At 71.8% G+C, this 15,761-nt stretch carries 13 protein-coding genes; 6 read left to right on the top strand and 7 right to left on the bottom strand.

The window, feature by feature from the left end:
• Positions 1 to 28: 28 nt before the first annotated feature.
• Together IM770_RS07040 and IM770_RS07035 are read left to right on the top strand one after the other, a co-directional pair.
• Complete coding sequence (locus tag IM770_RS07040; RefSeq protein ID WP_203580438.1) at positions 29 to 3,097, top strand: FtsK/SpoIIIE domain-containing protein; 3,069 nt, start codon at positions 29 to 31, stop codon at positions 3,095 to 3,097.
• Between the two features lie 9 nt (positions 3,098 to 3,106).
• The gene (locus IM770_RS07035; RefSeq protein ID WP_203580437.1) at positions 3,107 to 4,672 is read left to right on the top strand and encodes an APC family permease; all 1,566 of its coding nucleotides are present in this window, start codon (positions 3,107 to 3,109) and stop codon (positions 4,670 to 4,672) included.
• A gap of 40 nt (positions 4,673 to 4,712) precedes the next feature.
• Here the strand turns inward: IM770_RS07035 and IM770_RS07030 are convergent, their stop codons facing one another.
• The 3 genes from IM770_RS07030 to IM770_RS07020 are packed head-to-tail and all read right to left on the bottom strand — an operon-like array spanning position 4,713 to position 7,295.
• A complete protein-coding gene (locus IM770_RS07030) occupies positions 4,713 to 5,093 on the bottom strand; it encodes a DUF5655 domain-containing protein (protein ID WP_203580436.1) in 381 nt (126 codons plus the stop codon).
• A gap of 40 nt (positions 5,094 to 5,133) precedes the next feature.
• On the bottom strand, positions 5,134 to 6,249 hold the full coding sequence (ald, locus tag IM770_RS07025; RefSeq protein WP_203580435.1) for an alanine dehydrogenase: 1,116 nt from the start codon (positions 6,247 to 6,249) through the stop codon (positions 5,134 to 5,136).
• A 56-nt stretch (positions 6,250 to 6,305) separates the two neighbouring features.
• Positions 6,306 to 7,295, bottom strand: coding sequence for an asparaginase (locus IM770_RS07020; protein WP_203580434.1), 990 nt, complete (start codon positions 7,293 to 7,295; stop codon positions 6,306 to 6,308).
• Positions 7,296 to 7,347: 52 nt separating this feature from the next.
• Between IM770_RS07020 and IM770_RS07015 the strand changes: the two genes are divergently transcribed.
• On the top strand, positions 7,348 to 7,830 hold the full coding sequence (locus tag IM770_RS07015; protein WP_203580433.1) for an OsmC family protein: 483 nt from the start codon (positions 7,348 to 7,350) through the stop codon (positions 7,828 to 7,830).
• Positions 7,831 to 7,855: 25 nt separating this feature from the next.
• Here the strand turns inward: IM770_RS07015 and IM770_RS07010 are convergent, their stop codons facing one another.
• Complete coding sequence (locus IM770_RS07010) at positions 7,856 to 8,590, bottom strand: lysophospholipid acyltransferase family protein (protein ID WP_239065923.1); 735 nt, start codon at positions 8,588 to 8,590, stop codon at positions 7,856 to 7,858.
• A 159-nt stretch (positions 8,591 to 8,749) separates the two neighbouring features.
• Between IM770_RS07010 and IM770_RS07005 the strand changes: the two genes are divergently transcribed.
• Both IM770_RS07005 and dxr read left to right on the top strand, forming a co-directional pair.
• Positions 8,750 to 9,697 (top strand): FKBP-type peptidyl-prolyl cis-trans isomerase, encoded by a 948-nt coding sequence (locus IM770_RS07005; RefSeq protein WP_203580431.1) that lies wholly within the window; start codon positions 8,750 to 8,752, stop codon positions 9,695 to 9,697.
• A 40-nt stretch (positions 9,698 to 9,737) separates the two neighbouring features.
• Entirely contained in the window at positions 9,738 to 10,823 is a 1,086-nt protein-coding gene (gene dxr, locus IM770_RS07000; protein WP_203580430.1) for a 1-deoxy-D-xylulose-5-phosphate reductoisomerase, read from the top strand.
• 200 nt (positions 10,824 to 11,023) lie between these two features.
• Here the strand turns inward: dxr and IM770_RS06995 are convergent, their stop codons facing one another.
• From IM770_RS06995 to IM770_RS06985, 3 genes are all read right to left on the bottom strand, one after another.
• Positions 11,024 to 12,688, bottom strand: a complete 1,665-nt coding sequence (locus IM770_RS06995; RefSeq protein WP_203580429.1) for a Mur ligase family protein — start codon at positions 12,686 to 12,688, stop codon at positions 11,024 to 11,026.
• 122 nt (positions 12,689 to 12,810) lie between these two features.
• Positions 12,811 to 13,536, bottom strand: coding sequence for a YcnI family protein (locus IM770_RS06990; protein ID WP_203580428.1), 726 nt, complete (start codon positions 13,534 to 13,536; stop codon positions 12,811 to 12,813).
• Between the two features lie 132 nt (positions 13,537 to 13,668).
• Positions 13,669 to 14,232: a hypothetical protein gene (locus IM770_RS06985; RefSeq protein ID WP_203580427.1), complete on the bottom strand. Its 564-nt coding sequence runs from the start codon at positions 14,230 to 14,232 to the stop codon at positions 13,669 to 13,671.
• A gap of 94 nt (positions 14,233 to 14,326) precedes the next feature.
• Here IM770_RS06985 and IM770_RS06980 point away from each other — a divergent pair, with 94 nt between their 5' ends.
• Positions 14,327 to 15,622 carry a M50 family metallopeptidase gene (locus tag IM770_RS06980; RefSeq protein WP_203580426.1) on the top strand — a complete coding sequence of 432 codons (1,296 nt, stop codon included), beginning with the start codon at positions 14,327 to 14,329 and terminating at the stop codon, positions 15,620 to 15,622.
• Positions 15,623 to 15,761 lie beyond the last annotated feature (139 nt).

The raw sequence follows: 15,761 nt of genomic DNA, 5'->3' as shown, positions 1-15,761 counted from the left end.
TTGTCGCCGCTGACGCTGGACTGGGCGCATGCGTTCGACCGCTCGCCTGTCAGCCCGCCCCACCGCTCCGCGCGCGGCTGTCGCGGGAACGGACCGCGCCGCGGGGCTCGATCTCGGGGCGGGCCGCCGCGCGGCGGGGCTCGATGCCGCGGCGGGGCGCGTTGTGGGGCTCGATGCCGCGGTCGGGCCCGACCGCGCCGTGCGGCCTGACACATCGGTCGGGCTGGATGCCGCCGAGGGGCTCGACGACGAACCGCTGACGCTCCCGCCGGCCTGGGTGCCGCCGTCGCGGCCGCCGCTTCCACTGGTCGCCGCCATCGTGCCCGTCGTCGGTGCGGTCGTCCTCTGGCTCGTCACCGGCTCGATGTTCGCGCTGTGGTTCGCGCTGCTCGGCCCGCTCATCGCCGGTGCGACCGTGCTGGATGCCCGGCGCGGCGCGAAGCGCGACGCCCGGCGAGCCGCCACCGACGCCGCACATGCGCGCGAGCGCGTCGCCGCTGCGGTCGCCGCCCGCCATCGCACCGAACGGGTGCTGCTGCAGGCCCGGCATCCCGACGTGCTGCGCATGGTCATGAAAGACGGCGACATCTGGCGCGGCGGTCGCCCCGAGTCGATCACGGTCGGCGAGGGCGATCGTTCCAGCGCGGTGCGCGTCACGGGAGGAGAGGGGGATCCGGATGCCGCCGACCTCCGTCGCCGGGCGGCTCGGCTCGCGGCGGCGCCGGTGACGGTGCCGCTCAGGGCGGGCGTCGCCGTGGTCGGCGGTGACACGCTCGCCGGCGGCGTGCAGCGGGCGCTCGTGCTGCAGCTGTGCCTGGCGTACCCGCCCGGTGAGCTGCGCATCGTCGGGCCGCTGGGTCGCGGCCTGGAGTGGGCGCAGGGCCTCCCTCACCGCGACGCGCGGGCGGGGATCGGCGTGGCGATCCTCGAGCCCGGCCAGCTCGTTCCCTCCGACGCCGAGGTGGTCATCGCCCGGTGCCGGCCGGGTGAGCCCGTGCCGCCGCGCTGCGAGGCGGTGCTGACGGTGGCCTCGCCCGGCGTCGCCCGTGTGGAGCACGCGGGCGAGTCCCGCAGGATCGGCGTCGAAGCGGTCTCGCGCGAGCAGGCGCACGAGATCGCGGCCGAACTCTCTGACCGAGCCGAGCGCAGCCTCGGGCTCATGCGGGACGGCGGCGAGCCCATCGATCTCGCTCCGCTGCTCACGGCGGTCCCCTCGGTGAGCGGGGGACTGCCGGCGGCGATCGGCGTTGCGAACGGTCAGCCGGCCCTGGTCGATCTGGTCTCGGACGGACCGCACGCCGTGGTCGCCGGCGTCACGGGCTCGGGCAAGAGCGAGCTGCTCATCACCTGGATCCTGGCGCTGTGCGCGACCCGCTCGACCGACGATGTGACGTTCCTCCTCGCCGATTTCAAGGGCGGCACCGCCTTCGACGGCCTTGCGGGCGTTCCGCACGTGACCGGCGTCATCACGGATCTCGACGGATCCGGTGCGCGTCGGGCCATGGACAGCCTCCGCGCGGAGCTGCGCCGGCGCGAAGCCGCCATCGCCGCCGCGGGCGCCCGCGACATCCTCGACCCCCGGGTCCGCCTGCCACGATTGGTGGTGGTCGTCGATGAGTTCGCCGCGCTGCTGGCCGATCATCCCGAACTCCATGCGCTCTTCGCCGACGTGGCCGCCCGCGGCCGCGCGCTCGGCATCCACCTCATTCTCGGCACACAGCGGGCGGCAGGTGTGATCCGCGACAACCTCCTCGCCAATTGCCCCCTTCGTGTGAGCCTCCGCGTGACCGACCCCGCCGACAGCCGCGCGCTGCTCGGCACGGACGATGCCGCACGCCTGCCGGGCGGAGCGGCCGGTCGCGGCGTCGCGCTGGTGCGGCGGGCGGGGGACGCGGCGCCCGAGCACGTGCGGATCGCACTGTCGAGCGCAGACGATGTGGCCGCGGCCGCGCTGCGCGCCGGACACCGTGCACCGGTGCGCCCGTGGCTGCCCGCCCTTCCGTCGCGGGTGACCATCGATGAGCTGCGAGCGCGCGCGGCGTTGAGCGAGTTCGCTGCGGGACCGGGGGAGTACCTGCTCGGGGTCGCCGACGAGCCCGAGCGCCAGCGCCAGCCGGTGGTCGGGATCGCACCGCGGGATCGTGCGCTGCTGGTGCTCGGCGGGCCGGGATCAGGGGTGTCGAACACGCTCGACCTCGTGGAAGCGCAGTCGCACAGCGCCGCGGTGCGCGTGCCGGCCGATCCCGAGGGGCTGTGGGACGCCGTCGCGGCTCTTCATGAGTCGCTCCCGGTGCCTGCGACCGCGGTGCTCTTCGATGATCTCGACGCGGTGGCGCTGCGGCTGCCGCCCGAGTACGCGCATGTCGTCCTGGAGCGTGTCGAAGGAGTCGTGCGCCGCGCGGGAGCGGCGGGAGTCCTTGTGGTCGGGGGAGCGCACCGGATGACCGGCCCGGTGTCGCGGCTCGCCGAGCTCTTCACGCGCCGGCTCGTGCTCCCATACCCGAGCCGTATGGACCACGTGGCGGCCGGCGGAGACGCCGCGGGGTTCGACTCCGCGGCGCCGGCCGGGCGAGGCCTGCTCGACGGACGCTGCGTGCAGATCGCGCTCGCGCCCGCCGCGGCGGGCGGTCGCTCCGCCGGTGCCGGCGGCGAGGGGCGGACACCCGAGCGGCCGTGGACGCCGCGGGCCGGGGTGACCGGGTTCATCGCACGCAGATCGCCCGGGGCCCGGCGGGCGCTCGCGGCGTGGGAGGGCGACGGCGCGCGCGTGCTCGCGGTCGACGACTACGTGGCCGACCCGGCATCCGCCGCCGGGGGTCCGGCGGTCGTCACGGGCGAACCCGACGACTGGCAGCGGCACTGGCGTCTGCTGGCCGACCTTCGCGGCGACCACGATCTGGTCGTCGACACGAGCTGTGCGGCGGAGCTCCGCGCGCTGGCGGGGTTCCGCGGCGTGCCGCCCTACTGCGATCCCGCGCGACCCCGCGCCTGGCTGGTCTCGGCGGGAGCCGACCCCGTCCGCATTGTCCTCCCGGACTCCGATGTCCGGCCGAACCGTCGGGCCGAGGCGTTGACCGACCCTCGCCCCGGCACCTAGCGTCGCTCTGTGGCTACTTCCCCGATCGACCTCCAACGGCCGGACGGCAAGGGGCTGGCAGCAAGGACGCTCGGGCTATGGGGCTCGACCGTCATCGGCCTGGCCTCCACCGCACCGGTCTACTCCCTCGTCGCGACGCTCGGATGGGTGGTGCTGGCCGTCGGCGCCCAGGCGCCGATCGCCTTCGTCATCGCGTTCATCCCGATGCTGTTCATCGCGTTCGCCTACCGCGAGCTCAACAACGACGTCCCCGACTGCGGCACGACATTCACGTGGGGCACCAAGGCCTTCGGCCCCTGGGTCGGCTGGATGGGCGGCTGGGGCGTCGCGGTCGCGGGCATGGTCGTGCTCGCCAATCTCGCGCAGATCGGCGGCATCTACCTGTGGGCGCTCGTCGACGGAGTGGTCGGCAGTCCCGAGGATGCGCTGCTGTCCGACAACGTGCCGCTCGTCACCGCGACCGGCGTCGTGTTCATCCTCGCGATGACCTGGGTCAGCTGGCGCGGGGTCGAGATCGGCGAGCGGATCCAGAACATCTTGCTCGGCATCCAGTACCTCGCGCTGGTGATCTTCGTCATCGCCGCACTGTGGCAGTTCTTCGCAGGCACCGCCCCGAACCCCACGCCGTTCGACTGGTCGTGGTTCAACCCGGTGGCATTCACCGACTGGCACGGGTTCACCGAGGCGGTGCTGCTCGCGCTGTTCATCTACTGGGGCTGGGACACATGCCTCGCCCTCAACGAGGAGACGAAGGATCCCAAGCGCATCCCCGGCCGCGCGGCGCTGCTGACCTGCGTGATCCTCCTCGTCACCTACGTCAGCGTGACGGTGGCAGCCATGATGTACGCCGGTCTCGGCGAGGACGGCACGGGCCTGGGCAACGAGGCGAACGCCGACGACTTCTTCCTCGCCATCAAGGACGGACTGCTCGGCCCGTTCGGCTGGGTGCTCGTGGTGGCCGTCCTGATCTCGGCGGTCTCGTCGACGCAGACCACGATCCTGCCGACCGCGCGCGGCACGCTCGCGATGGCGGCGTACCGGGCACTCCCTCGACGCTTCATGACGGTGCACCCGCAGTACAAGACGCCGTCGTTCTCCACGATCGTCATGGGCATCGTCGCGAGCGTCTACTACGTCGGCATGACCCTCATCAGCGACAACATCCTGCAGGACTCGATCCTGTCGCTCGGGCTCGCGATCGCGTTCTACTACGCCATCACCGGCTTCGCCTGCGTGTGGTACTTCCGCAAGGACCTGTTCACGTCGGGACGCAACCTGCTCTACCGGGGCATCCTGCCGCTGCTGGGCGCGCTCATGCTGACCTACGCGTTCATCCAGTCCGCGATCGACATGTACGACGTCGACTACGGCTACACGGTGCTGCTCGGCATCGGCGGGACGTTCGTTCTCGGCATCGGGTCACTCGCGCTCGGTGTGGTGCTGATGGTGCTGTGGTTCCTCTTCCCGGGCTCGAAGCCGTTCTTCCGCGGCGAGAGCCTCAACCGCGAGACGCCGGTCCTCGTTCCCGAGGACCCCGCCGAGTTCAGCCGGTCCATCGACGGAGGCCTGGTCTGACCGGTCGAGAGCGCTGATCCCCGCGCCGTAGGCGCTCCCGTCATGGCCCGAGGTGCGCCCCGCACCCGACGTCGTACGCCTCGCGCAGCCACGACTCCACCGTGCCGTCGAACTCGCTCTCGTCGGCGAGGCGGAACTGGTGCACGTAGAGGCGCCGGCCGTACGGCGAAGCGCCCAGGATGCGCGGGTCGGGCGGCAGCTCGCGCATGAGGTCGAAGTAGCCGCGTATGCCGTGCTGCAGCGGCCGCGCACGGGCGAAGCCCCGCCGCGGTCCGCGGAACGTGATCGTGGTCTTCGAGACGGCGTGCGTCACTGGTCCGAACGAGGCGATGAGCTCGTCGATGCGGTGCCACAGCCGCACCGCCCCGGGGTCGGCATCCGTCAGATGGTCTTCCACGGTCCACACGCGCTCGTCGGCCATGGTCCCAGTGTGCTCCGGCGCGGATGTCCGGGGGCCGGTCTCAGGCCAGCGCCGCCTCGAGCGGGGCGAGCTCGAGCTCGTGCGCCGTGGCCACGCCGGCGTTGACGACGGCGCCGCCGACGGTGTTGAGGCCGCCTGCCAGGGCGGCATCGGCCCGCAGCGCCTCCTTCCAGCCGCGGCGCGCGATCTGCCGGATGTACGGAAGGGTGGCGTTCGTCAGTGCCGAAGTCGACGTGTTCGGCACGGCGCCCGGCATGTTCGCCACGCAGTAGAAGACGCTGCCGTGCACCGGGAACGTGGGGTCGGCGTGGGTGGTCGGATGCGTGTCCTCGAAGCATCCGCCCTGGTCGACGGCGATGTCGACCAGCACCGAACCGGGGCGCATGCGCGACACCATGTCGTTGGTCACGAGCTTGGGGGCCTTGGCGCCGGGGATCAGGACCGAGCCGATCACGAGATCCGACGCCACGACGGCGCGGTCGAGGTCGAGCGGGTTGGAGGCCGCCGTCTTGACCCGACCCTGGAAGTGGTCGTCGAGGTAGCGCAGGCGCTGCACGTTGGTGTCGAAGACGGTCACGTCGGCGCCCATGCCGACCGCGATCACCGCGGCGTTGGCGCCGGCGACGCCGCCGCCGATCACGGTGACGGTCGCCGGCCGCGTGCCGGGAACACCCGACATGAGCAGGCCGAGGCCGCCTGCCGAACGCATGAGCGTTCCGGCGCCGACGGTGGGCGCGAGTCGTCCGGCGACCTCGCTCATGGGGGCCAGCAGCGGCAGGCCGCCGCCGGCGAGCTGCACGGTCTCGTAGGCGATCGCGGTGACGCCGTCGGCGACGAGACGCTCGGTGAGCGGTCGGTCGGCCGCGAGATGCAGGTAGGTGAACAGCACGAGGTCGTCGCGGAAGTAGCCGTACTCGCCGGCGATCGGCTCCTTGACCTTGAGCAGCAGTTCGGCGCGGGCCCAGACCTCGGCGGCGTCGTCGAGGAGCACCGCGCCCGCAGCCTCGTACTCGGCATCCGGCATCGACGATCCCTCGCCCGCTCCGCGCTGCACGAAGACCTCATGGCCGGCCGCCACGAGATCGTGCACGCCCGCAGGGGTGAGGGCGACCCGATACTCGTTGTTCTTGACCTCGGTGGGGACGCTGATCCTCATCGTGTGATCCTTTCCGCTCCGCCGTTGGAGCGCTCGGGCTCCTCGTGGGAGCGCCTCTAGAAAGCGGGGCGGATGGCCCCGACATCCTGCCCGCCGCCGGTGACGGTGAGCGGAAGCTTCGAGAAGGTGTCAGCCACGTCCGCCGACGCGAGGGCGCCGTGGCGCTCGAGCAGTCTCAGCGCGACGGCCGTGGCAGCCCGCCCGCTGCCGTCGAGCATCTTCAGCGCAACGGTGGTGCCGTCGGGCGCCACCATGATCATCACGCCTTCGGCGCCGCCCTTGGCGAAGACACCGAGGCGCTCGATCGCGATCGTGTCGGCGCGACCCGGGCCGTCGATCGTCCACGGCGCAGCGCGCACGGCTTCGACGAGCGCGCCGGCGCTGCGATGGAGGGCGAAGGGCGAGGTGGTCGAGGAATTGCCGATGCGGTGGATGGCCCGCGCGAGGCCGAACAGGGTCATCGCGTAGACGGGGGCGCCGCAGCCGTCGATCGCGGTCGCGGCGACCTTCTCGCCGATGAGACGCTCGATGGTCTCGCGGATGAGGAGCTGCACCGGGTGCTCCGGCGACAGATAGCCCTCCGGCTCCCAGCCGTTCACGACACAGGTGAGGAGCATCGTCGCGTGCTTGCCCGAGCAGTTCATGCGGATCCGCGCCGGCTGCCGAAGCTCGCGCACCAGTTCGTCGCGCGTCGCGGTGTCGCTCGGCCAGGCGGCGGGGCATCCGAGATCGTCCTCGCCCAGCTGCGCCTGCGCGAGGATCTCGCGGACGACCGCGACGTGGCGGTCGGTGCCCGAGTGGCTGGCGGTGGCGAGTCCGAGTCGCTCGCCCTCGAGCGGAGCGCCCGCAGACAGGCACGCGAGGGCCTGCAGCGGCTTGAGGCTCGAACGGGGGAGGATCAGCGACGACGGATCGCCGAGCTTCTCGGCGACCGTGCCGTCGGCGGCCAGGACGATGGCGATTCCGGAGTGACGTGACTCCACGAAACCGCTGCGTTCGACGACGGCGAGCTCGACGGCGTCGGCTGCGGCGAAGGTCTGCGGCACCCCGCCAGCCTACCGCCGCGGACGAGCCCGCCCTGCATGACAGACTGTGCTCATGTGGGGCGAGCATCGATACTCCGTCCGGACCACGTGGACCGGCGATCGGGGCACCGGCACCTCCGGCTACCGCGACTACGACCGCGCAGTGACCATCGCGATCGACGGGAAGCCCGCCCTCCTCGCGTCGTCCGACAAGCCGTTCCGCGGCGACGCGTCGCGGTGGAACCCCGAGGACATGCTGCTCGCCGCCCTCAGCGAGTGCCACCTGCTGTCGTATCTCCACGCCTGCGTGCAGGCGGGCGTCGTGGTGGTCGGGTATGAGGACGAAGCCTCAGGTCTCATGGTCGAAGACGGCCGCGGCGGCGGCGCCTTCCGCGAAGTGGTGCTGCGGCCGCGAGTGACCGTCGCGGACGCGTCGATGACGGATGCCGCGACCGCCGCCCACGCGCAGGCGCACGAGTGGTGCTTCATCGCGAACTCGGTGAACTTCCCCGTCCGCCACGAGCCCACGACCCTGGTCGCTTCCCCCGGTCGCTGAGCGAGCTCGCGAGTCGGAGCGCGCGTCAGCGGCGCTCGTGCGGGAGCACCTGCCTGATGCGGTCGATGGGATTCTGCGCGGGCACCTCGTTGTAGGCGTTCGCGAGCTCCTGGCCCGACAGGGCGTGGATGGCCGACATGATCTCGTCGGTGGCGAGACGGCGCGCCTTGCCGGACGACGCCGGGCCGTGGTGAGCCAGATCGAGCGGCTCGCCGAACTTCACCGTGATGCGGTGCTTGATCGACGGCGCCTTCGCGCCGACCGGCATGACCTTGTCGGTGCCGATCAGCCCGACTGGCACGACCGGTGCGCCGGTCTGCAGGGCGAGGAAGGCGACCCCGGTGCGGCCCTTGTAGAGGCGGCCGTCGAGCGACCGCGTGCCCTCGGGGTACAGCGCGACCGCGCTGCCCTCCTCGAGCAGCGTTCGCTGCTGGTCGAGCGCGTCGAGCGCCGCCTGGCCCGCGCCCCGGTGCACGGGGATCGCGCCGATGGCGGTGAAGAACCACCGCGATGCCGGCTTCTCGAAGTAGCTGGCCTTGGCCAGGAAGTGCACCGGTCGCGGCGCAGCGACCGGAATCGCGATCGAGTCGATGAACGACAGGTGGTTGCTGGCGAAGATGACGGGGCCGGTGCGGGGCACGTTCCCCTTGCCGTCGATCCGCGGCCGGTAGATCACGCGGGCCAGCGGGGTGATCAGCGACCGGCCGAGGACGTAGGTGGCGCCCATCCGCCGCGGTGGCAGCGCCTCGTCCAGCGGCATCTCGTCCGCGGTGTCGTCGGCGCCGGGAACGAGGTCGGAAGTCACCCGTAGAGGGTACTCCCGATCGCATTCCGCTCGCGGCATAGCCGCTTCTCAGGGCGAACGGAGGAAAGATGCGAAAGGATGGGGTGTCCCTTCACTCGATCAGAGGTTGTCTTCGTGCGCATTCGTCCGCTCGCCGCCCTGTCCGTCGCCGCCCTGTCGGCCCTGGTGCTGGCAGGGTGCTCAGCTGCGCAGGATGCAGAACCGACTCCGTCGGCCAGCGGGGCCGTCGACCTATGCGATGCGCAGGTCGCTTCGGGCTCAGCATCCGAATCCATCACTGTCGAGGGTGAGCCTGGCGAGCTGTCGACGGCGGCGTTCGAGACACCGCTCGAGATCAATGAACTGCAAAGCACTCCCATCGTCGAGGCTGAGGGCGATCCGCTCGAGAACGGCCAGTACGTCAACTTCGCCCTGTCCGCGTTCAGCGCCGAGACGGGAGAAGAGCTCGGTGCGCTCGGATACACGCCGGGCGAGATCCTGCCGCAACCAATCAGCGCCGCCACCCCCGTCGGTCAGATCGCCGGCTGCGCCGCGCCCGGCTCGCGATTCGTTGCCACCTTCCCCGCTACAGATCAGGCTCCCGGGCAGGTCTATGTGCTCGACATCCTGAGCGTCACGCCCACCTCCGCGTGGGGCGAGGAGCAGGAGCCGGTCGACGGAATGCCGGCCGTCGAATTGGCTGACGACGGGACGCCCAGCGTCGAGATTCCTAGTGGCGATGCGCCCTCGGAGATCCAGATCGAGGTGCTGAAGAAGGGCGATGGCATCACGGTCGAACCAGGCGACACGACTCTCCTGCAGTACTACGGTGTCGATTGGGAGACAGGGGAAAGCTTCGATGCGTCGTGGACGAACGGCGCGCCGTACTCCCTCTCAGGCAACCAGTATGTGCCGGGCTTCGTTCAAGCGCTCGAGGGTCAGGCGGTCGGCTCACAGGTGCTCGTGGTCATCCCGCCGGCACTCGCATACGGCGAAGAGGGATCCAGCGACCACGAGCTGGCGGGCAAGACCCTCGTGTTCGTGATCGACATCCTGGCGACCCAGCACGCCGCTCAGCAGTAGTCCGAGACGCCCGCATCCGGCCCGGCGATAGGCTGGCCGGATGCGGCGCGTCCTCATCCTCGGCTCGACAGGTTCCATCGGCACGCAGGCTCTCGACGTCGTCCGCGCGAACCCGCGACGGTTCGAGGTCGTGGGGCTGGCGGCCGGCTCCGACCGGGAGACCCTCGCCGCACAGGCCGCCGAGTTCGGCGTCGAGAGCACTGCGCTCGGTGCCGTCGAGGCTGAGCAGCTCGTGCGAGACGTCGAGGCCGACGTCGTGCTCAACGGCATCACGGGCTCGGTGGGCCTCGGTCCGACCCTGGCGGCGCTCGAGACCGGCCGCACTCTGGCCCTGGCCAACAAGGAGTCGCTGATCGTCGGCGGTGACCTCGTCACCGCGCTGGCTCGTCCGGGTCAGATCGTGCCGGTCGACTCCGAGCACTCCGCCATCGCGCAGGCGCTGCGAGCCGGCGCGCGCGACGAGGTGCGACGCCTCGTGCTGACCGCATCGGGCGGTCCGTTCCGCGGCCGCAGCCGCGCATCGCTCGAGAGCGTCACGCCGTCCGAGGCGCTCGCTCATCCCACGTGGGACATGGGCCGGGTCGTCACCACGAACTCCGCGACCCTCGTCAACAAGGGGCTGGAGGTCATCGAAGCCCACCTCCTCTTCGGGGTGCCGTACTCCGAGATCGACGTGGTCGTGCATCCGCAGTCGATCGTGCACTCGATGGTCGAGTTCGTCGACGGCTCGACGATCGCCCAGGCGTCGCCGCCCGACATGCGCCTGCCCATCTCACTCGGCCTCGACTGGCCCAGCCGGGTCGCGGGGGTGGGGCGGCCGCTCGACTGGACGGCGGCGACATCGTGGACCTTCGAGCCGCTCGACGACGCCGCCTTCCCCGCGGTACGGCTCGCGAAGCAGGTCGGCCGCGCCGCCGGCACCTACCCGGCCGTCTTCAACGCCGCCAACGAGCAGGCGGTCGACGCGTTCCACGAGGGCCGGCTGAGCTTCCTCGGCATCGTCGACACGGTCGCCCGCGTGGTCGACGCGCACGAGGCGCCCGAGACCCTCACCCGCGAGGCGCTCGCCGACGCCGAGGACTGGGCGCGCCGCACGGCCGACAAGGCCATCGCCGCGGCATCCTGAATCCCCTGCTTCGTGGCGTCCTCATCCGACGACCTGCGTGGCGTCTCCTCAATTGAGGACGATCGCCCGGATGCTGATCCAGATCGCCGAGAACCTCCGCATGTCGGCAACCGTCCTCGATTGAGGAGCGATCGACGCATGCCCTAGATCGAGGAGCGATCGACGGGCGAGGGACGCAGGGCTGTGGTCTGCGAGCGGGGTCAGGCCTCGGGATAGACCGGGCGCAGGGGATCGGATGCCGGGGTCTCGTGCTCCGGGTACGGCACCGCCCAGTGCGGCTCGGGCACGGGCCAGCCGGCCTCGCGGAGCGCGCGCCGGGCGAGCTCGCGGGCCGAGTACGGCGTGCGGACGCCGCGGATGTCGCGATAGTCCTGGTGCCCGGGCCCGGCCCAGAGGATCGCGTCACCGTCGCCGACGAGCGCGACCGCCTCGATGATGGCGCGCTCGGGCGGGGAGTACTCGTGGATCTCGGCCTCGGGCTGCGCGCGGCGCGCGCCCTCGATGAGGGTGGCGCGGATCGAATCGGGATCCTCGTGGCGCGGGTGGTGGTCTGTGATGACCAGGATGTCGCTGCCCTCGACGCCGGTGCGGCCCATGTCGTGCCGCTTCGTGGCGTCGCGGTCGCCGTCGGCGCCGAACAGCATGACCACCTTGCCGGGCGTCACGCGGCGCACGGCAGCGAGCGTCTTCTCGAACGCGTCGGGGGAGTGCCCGAAGTCCACGTACACGGCGGGGCCGGTCTCGCCCGAGACGAGCTCCGTGCGCCCGGGCAGGTAGGCCTCGATGCGGCTGCCGTCCAGCGCCGCCACGAGCCGCTCCCACGCGTAGCCGCCCTCGAGGATCATGACGATCGCGAGTCCGGCGTTGGCCGCCATGTGCCGCCCGATCACGGGGACGAGCGTGGTCAGGCTGCGCCCGTCGAGCGCGGTGAGCCGGAACTCTGTTCCCACCGGTCGCTCGTCGAGGATCTCGACGACCCAGTCCGCGGTGGCCGCGGCGTCCGGGTCGGCGGCCAGCACCGGCGTGCCCACCGTCACGGTCGGCACCTCGCTGCGCGAGACGACCTCGGCGCCGGACGCCGAGTCGACGCACACGACGGCGCGGCGCGCGCGGTCGGGGCGGAACAGCGGCAGCTTGGCCTCGAAGTACTCCCGCATGTCGGCATAGTCGTCGAGGTGGTCGTGCGTGAGGTTGGTGAAGCCGGCGACGTCGAACACGATGCCGTCGACGCGGCGGCGGCTGAGCGCCTGCGCGCTCACCTCGACGGCGACGGCCTCGACGCCCCGCTCGCGCATGAGGGCGAGGAGCGCGTGCATCTCGTACGCCTCGGGGGTGGTCAGCCGCGACACGATGACCTGCCCGGCGATGTGCCGCTCGGCGGTCGACGACAGGCCCGTCGTCACGCCGAGCTGCCCGAGGATGCCTTCGAGCAGGTGCGAGACGCTCGTCTTGCCGTTGGTCCCGGTCGTGCCGAACAGCGTCGGCAAGTCGTCGTCGCGCCCCGTGCTGTATACCCACGCCGACAGGTCGCCGAGGATCGCGCGCGGGTTCTCGACCAGGATCACCGGCAGGCCGCTCTCGGCGGCGGCGTCGGCTCCGGCGGCATCCGTCACCACCGCGACCGCGCCCTTCTCGGCGGCTGTCGCGGCGAACTCGGCACCGTGCCGGTTGACACCCTGCACGGCGACGAAGACGTCTCCGGGGCGCAGGTCGGCGGTCGCGAGGGTCAGTCCGGTGAGGCTGACGCCCGCCACGTCTCCGCGGACGTCGACGGCGAAGATCGTCGCGAGATCGGCGAGGTCGTGAGTCGGCGGCGCGTCGGGGCGGAGTACCGGGGGCAGGTTGGAGGGCGCGTCGGTCGGCATGGCGCATCCATCTTCGCACGGAGGATTTCGCCGGGCCGTCCGGCCGGGATGCCGCGGGTTCGAATCGCGCACTTTGCCGTCATTCCCCTCCGGGAACCGCAAAGTGCGCGATTCGAAGGCGGTCAGGCCTTACGGCGGCCGCGCACCAGCACGACCACGAGGGCCGCGATCCCTGCGGCGAGTCCGCCGGCGGCGAGCCAGCGCGCAACGGGGTCGGAGGACGGGACGGATGCCGCATCCTCTGTTGCGGCCGCCGCATCACCGCCGTCGGGCGAGGCATGGTCCGCATCCTCAGTGCCGGCCTCCGCGTGCTCCGCGTCGGCGTCGGCGACCGCGCCGACCTCGACCACGGGGGCCGGGGCGTCGAGGTCGTGAGGGTCTTCGCCGTCTTCCGCGATCTGCGTCCACGCGGTCTCGCCCGTGACGCACGTCTGCGTCACCGGGAAGGCGATCGTGGTGTCGGCGGCGTCCTCGGTGAACAGCGCGTCCATCGACACGGTGGCCTTCAGCCCGTTCTCGACCGGCCGGTCGGCGGTGTACACGACGCGCGTCGCCACGCCGTCGGCACCGAGATCGCGCGTGATCGTCCAGCCGGCCTGGACCACCGGCGTGACATTGCCGACGCCCTCGGGGATGTCCACGGCGAGGGCGGTCGTGGGGGAGCCTTCGCAGCCGTGCGAGAACGAGAACGTGAGCGTGGCGGTGCTCCCGGCCGACACCGCGCCCGGGTCGACGTGCACGTGGGCGGAGGCCGCGAGAGGCGCCGCGACGGCGAGGGCGAGACCGGCGGTGACGCCGATCAGGGCGCGGCGGGTCGAGCGCGAGCGGAGGGAGGGGGTGGAGGTCATGTCTGGTCTTTCGTCTTTCGTCAGGGTCGTCGGCGTGAAACGGCCGATCGGAGCGTGGCGGCGGCGCGCGCACGCGAGTGGGATCCGGTCCGCGCAGCAGCGCGGCCGGTGACGTGCGGCGTCGGGCGCCGCTCAGACGAGAACGGGTGGTCCGCGGCGGGAGAGGTCCGAGAGGACGATCCGCGGCGCGACCCGGCCGGTGCGGCCGGGCGAGACGAGGAGCCGAGGGAGGGAAGCGGGGCGGGCGACACTGCGCGCACGCGCGAACACGGAACGGATGCCGCGTCCCAGGGCTCGCAGCATCCGCTCGCCGCCGTGCAGCGCGAAGACGGTCGCGACGGCCGCAAGCACGTGCGCGAGGAGCATCGGGGCGTCCGGGAGGACGACGCCGGCGAGGTCGCCGCCCAGGTGCGTCACGTGATGCCCGTGGAGGGCGGCCGGGTCGGCGGCGGCGGTGAGCGCGAACGCGCCGTGGAAGAGCGCCTGACTCGCCAGCACGGTGGCGCCCAGCCGCCACGCCGACGGACGGCGGCCGACGAGGGCGACCGCGAACGGCGATGCCAGGATGCCGACGGCGGCCACGAGAGCGGGCGAGGGGGCTCCGCCGCCCGCGAGCGTGTGCGCAGTGGCGGCGACGACCGTCGCGACCCACGCCGCAGCAGTGCCGCGCAGGGCGCGCACGTGGCGTGGGGTCACGGTTCCTCCTCGCCTCGAGCCTACGGGAGGCCGCGGTCGCGTCAGCGACAGCCGTCACACCCAACTCAAAGCCTGGCGCGGGTACCGTGAGCGTGTGGAGATCCTCGCGTTCGTCATCGGAGTCGCCCTCATGGTCGTGGGCCTCGCCGTGTCGATCGCGCTGCACGAGCTCGGCCACCTGTGGCCCGCGAAGAAGTTCGGCGTGCGCGTCGGCCAGTACATGGTCGGGTTCGGCCCGACCCTGTGGTCGCGGCGGCGCAACGGGACCGAGTACGGGGTGAAGGCGATCCCGCTGGGCGGTTACATCTCGATGGCCGGCATGTACCCGCCGTCGCCCAAGGCCCAGACCCGCGGTGGCCGCGCCGCCGGCGGCTTCTTCGCCACGATGGTGCAGGACGCGCGCGACGCCAACGACGAGACGGTCCACGGCGAGGACGACACCCACGTCTTCTACCGCCTGCCGATCTGGAAGCGCATCGTCGTCATGCTCGGCGGACCCGTGATGAACCTGCTGTTCGCGGTGGTGCTGTTCACGATCTTGCTCAGCGGCATCGGGGTGCAGACGGCGACGACCGAGGTCGCGCGCCTGTCGGAGTGCGTCCCGACGACGAGCGCCACGGAGTGCACCGACTCGTCCGCGCCGGCGCCGGCCGAGGCCGCCGGCATCCAGCCGGGCGATGTCATCGTGTCGATCGACGGCGAACCGGTCGCCGACTTCGACGAGGCCTACGAGATCATCCGCTCGTCCCCGGGGCAGCAGCTGACCTTCGTCATCGAACGCGACGGCGCCGAGCAGACGCTGCAGATCACCCCCGCGACCATCGAGGGCGAGGTCGCGGCCTCCGACGGCACGACGACCACCCAGGAAGTCGGCTTCATCGGCGTCGGCCCCACCGTGGAGTACGTGCGTCAGCCGATCGGGGCGGGTGTGCAGATGACCGCGCAGAACGTGCAGGCGGTGGTCGGGATCATCTGGCAGCTTCCCGCCAAGGTGTGGCAGACCGGCGTCGACCTGGTCACCGGCCAGGAGCGCGATCCGAACGGCCCGCTCAGCATCGTCGGCGCCAGCCGGCTCTCGGGTGAGGTCGCCGCCGCGGACTCGCCGATCCTCAACCGCGTCGCCGGCTTCCTGTCGCTGCTGGCGTCGCTGAACATCGCCCTGTTCGTCTTCAACATGATCCCGCTGCTGCCGCTGGACGGCGGGCACATCGCGGTGGCGCTGTGGGAGGGCATCAAGCGCGCCTGGGCGAAGCTCTTCCGGCGTCCGCCCCCGAAGCCGGTCGACGCCACGAAACTCGTGCCGCTCACCTTCGCGGTGTTCGTCGCGCTGCTCGTGATGGGCGGCGTGCTGATCCTCGCCGACCTCTTCAACCCGGTCTCGCTCTTCTGACGCGGCCCGCGGAAACCGCGTCGGACTCGCGCGGGCGTCGCGGCGCGCACCCGTGGCGGGCGTCCGCCGAGATTTCTCGGCGACGCGTGTCGAAAACGGTCTTGTCCGTTCGCTGTAGGGGTGCAACGGTTCCACTGAC

It is taken from the genome of Microbacterium hibisci (genome assembly GCF_015278255.1).
In the GTDB taxonomy this organism is placed as follows: Bacteria; Actinomycetota; Actinomycetes; order Actinomycetales; family Microbacteriaceae; genus Microbacterium; species Microbacterium hibisci.
This window is presented reverse-complemented; position numbering and strand designations above follow the sequence as displayed.

What these genes read in the sequence shown, in the direction of transcription:
- IM770_RS07040 (WP_203580438.1), top strand. Translation starts at nt 29, where the DNA reads ATGCGTTCGACCGCTCGCCTGTCAGCCCGCCCCACCGCTCCGCGCGCG.
- IM770_RS07030 (WP_203580436.1), bottom strand. Translation starts at nt 5,093, where the DNA reads ATGGCCGACGAGCGCGTGTGGACCGTGGAAGACCATCTGACGGATGCC.
- ald (WP_203580435.1), bottom strand. Translation starts at nt 6,249, where the DNA reads ATGAGGATCAGCGTCCCCACCGAGGTCAAGAACAACGAGTATCGGGTC.
- IM770_RS07015 (WP_203580433.1), top strand. Translation starts at nt 7,348, where the DNA reads ATGTGGGGCGAGCATCGATACTCCGTCCGGACCACGTGGACCGGCGAT.
- IM770_RS07010 (WP_239065923.1), bottom strand. Translation starts at nt 8,590, where the DNA reads ATGCCGCTGGACGAGGCGCTGCCACCGCGGCGGATGGGCGCCACCTAC.
- dxr (WP_203580430.1), top strand. Translation starts at nt 9,738, where the DNA reads ATGCGGCGCGTCCTCATCCTCGGCTCGACAGGTTCCATCGGCACGCAG.
- IM770_RS06995 (WP_203580429.1), bottom strand. Translation starts at nt 12,688, where the DNA reads ATGCCGACCGACGCGCCCTCCAACCTGCCCCCGGTACTCCGCCCCGAC.
- IM770_RS06990 (WP_203580428.1), bottom strand. Translation starts at nt 13,536, where the DNA reads ATGACCTCCACCCCCTCCCTCCGCTCGCGCTCGACCCGCCGCGCCCTG.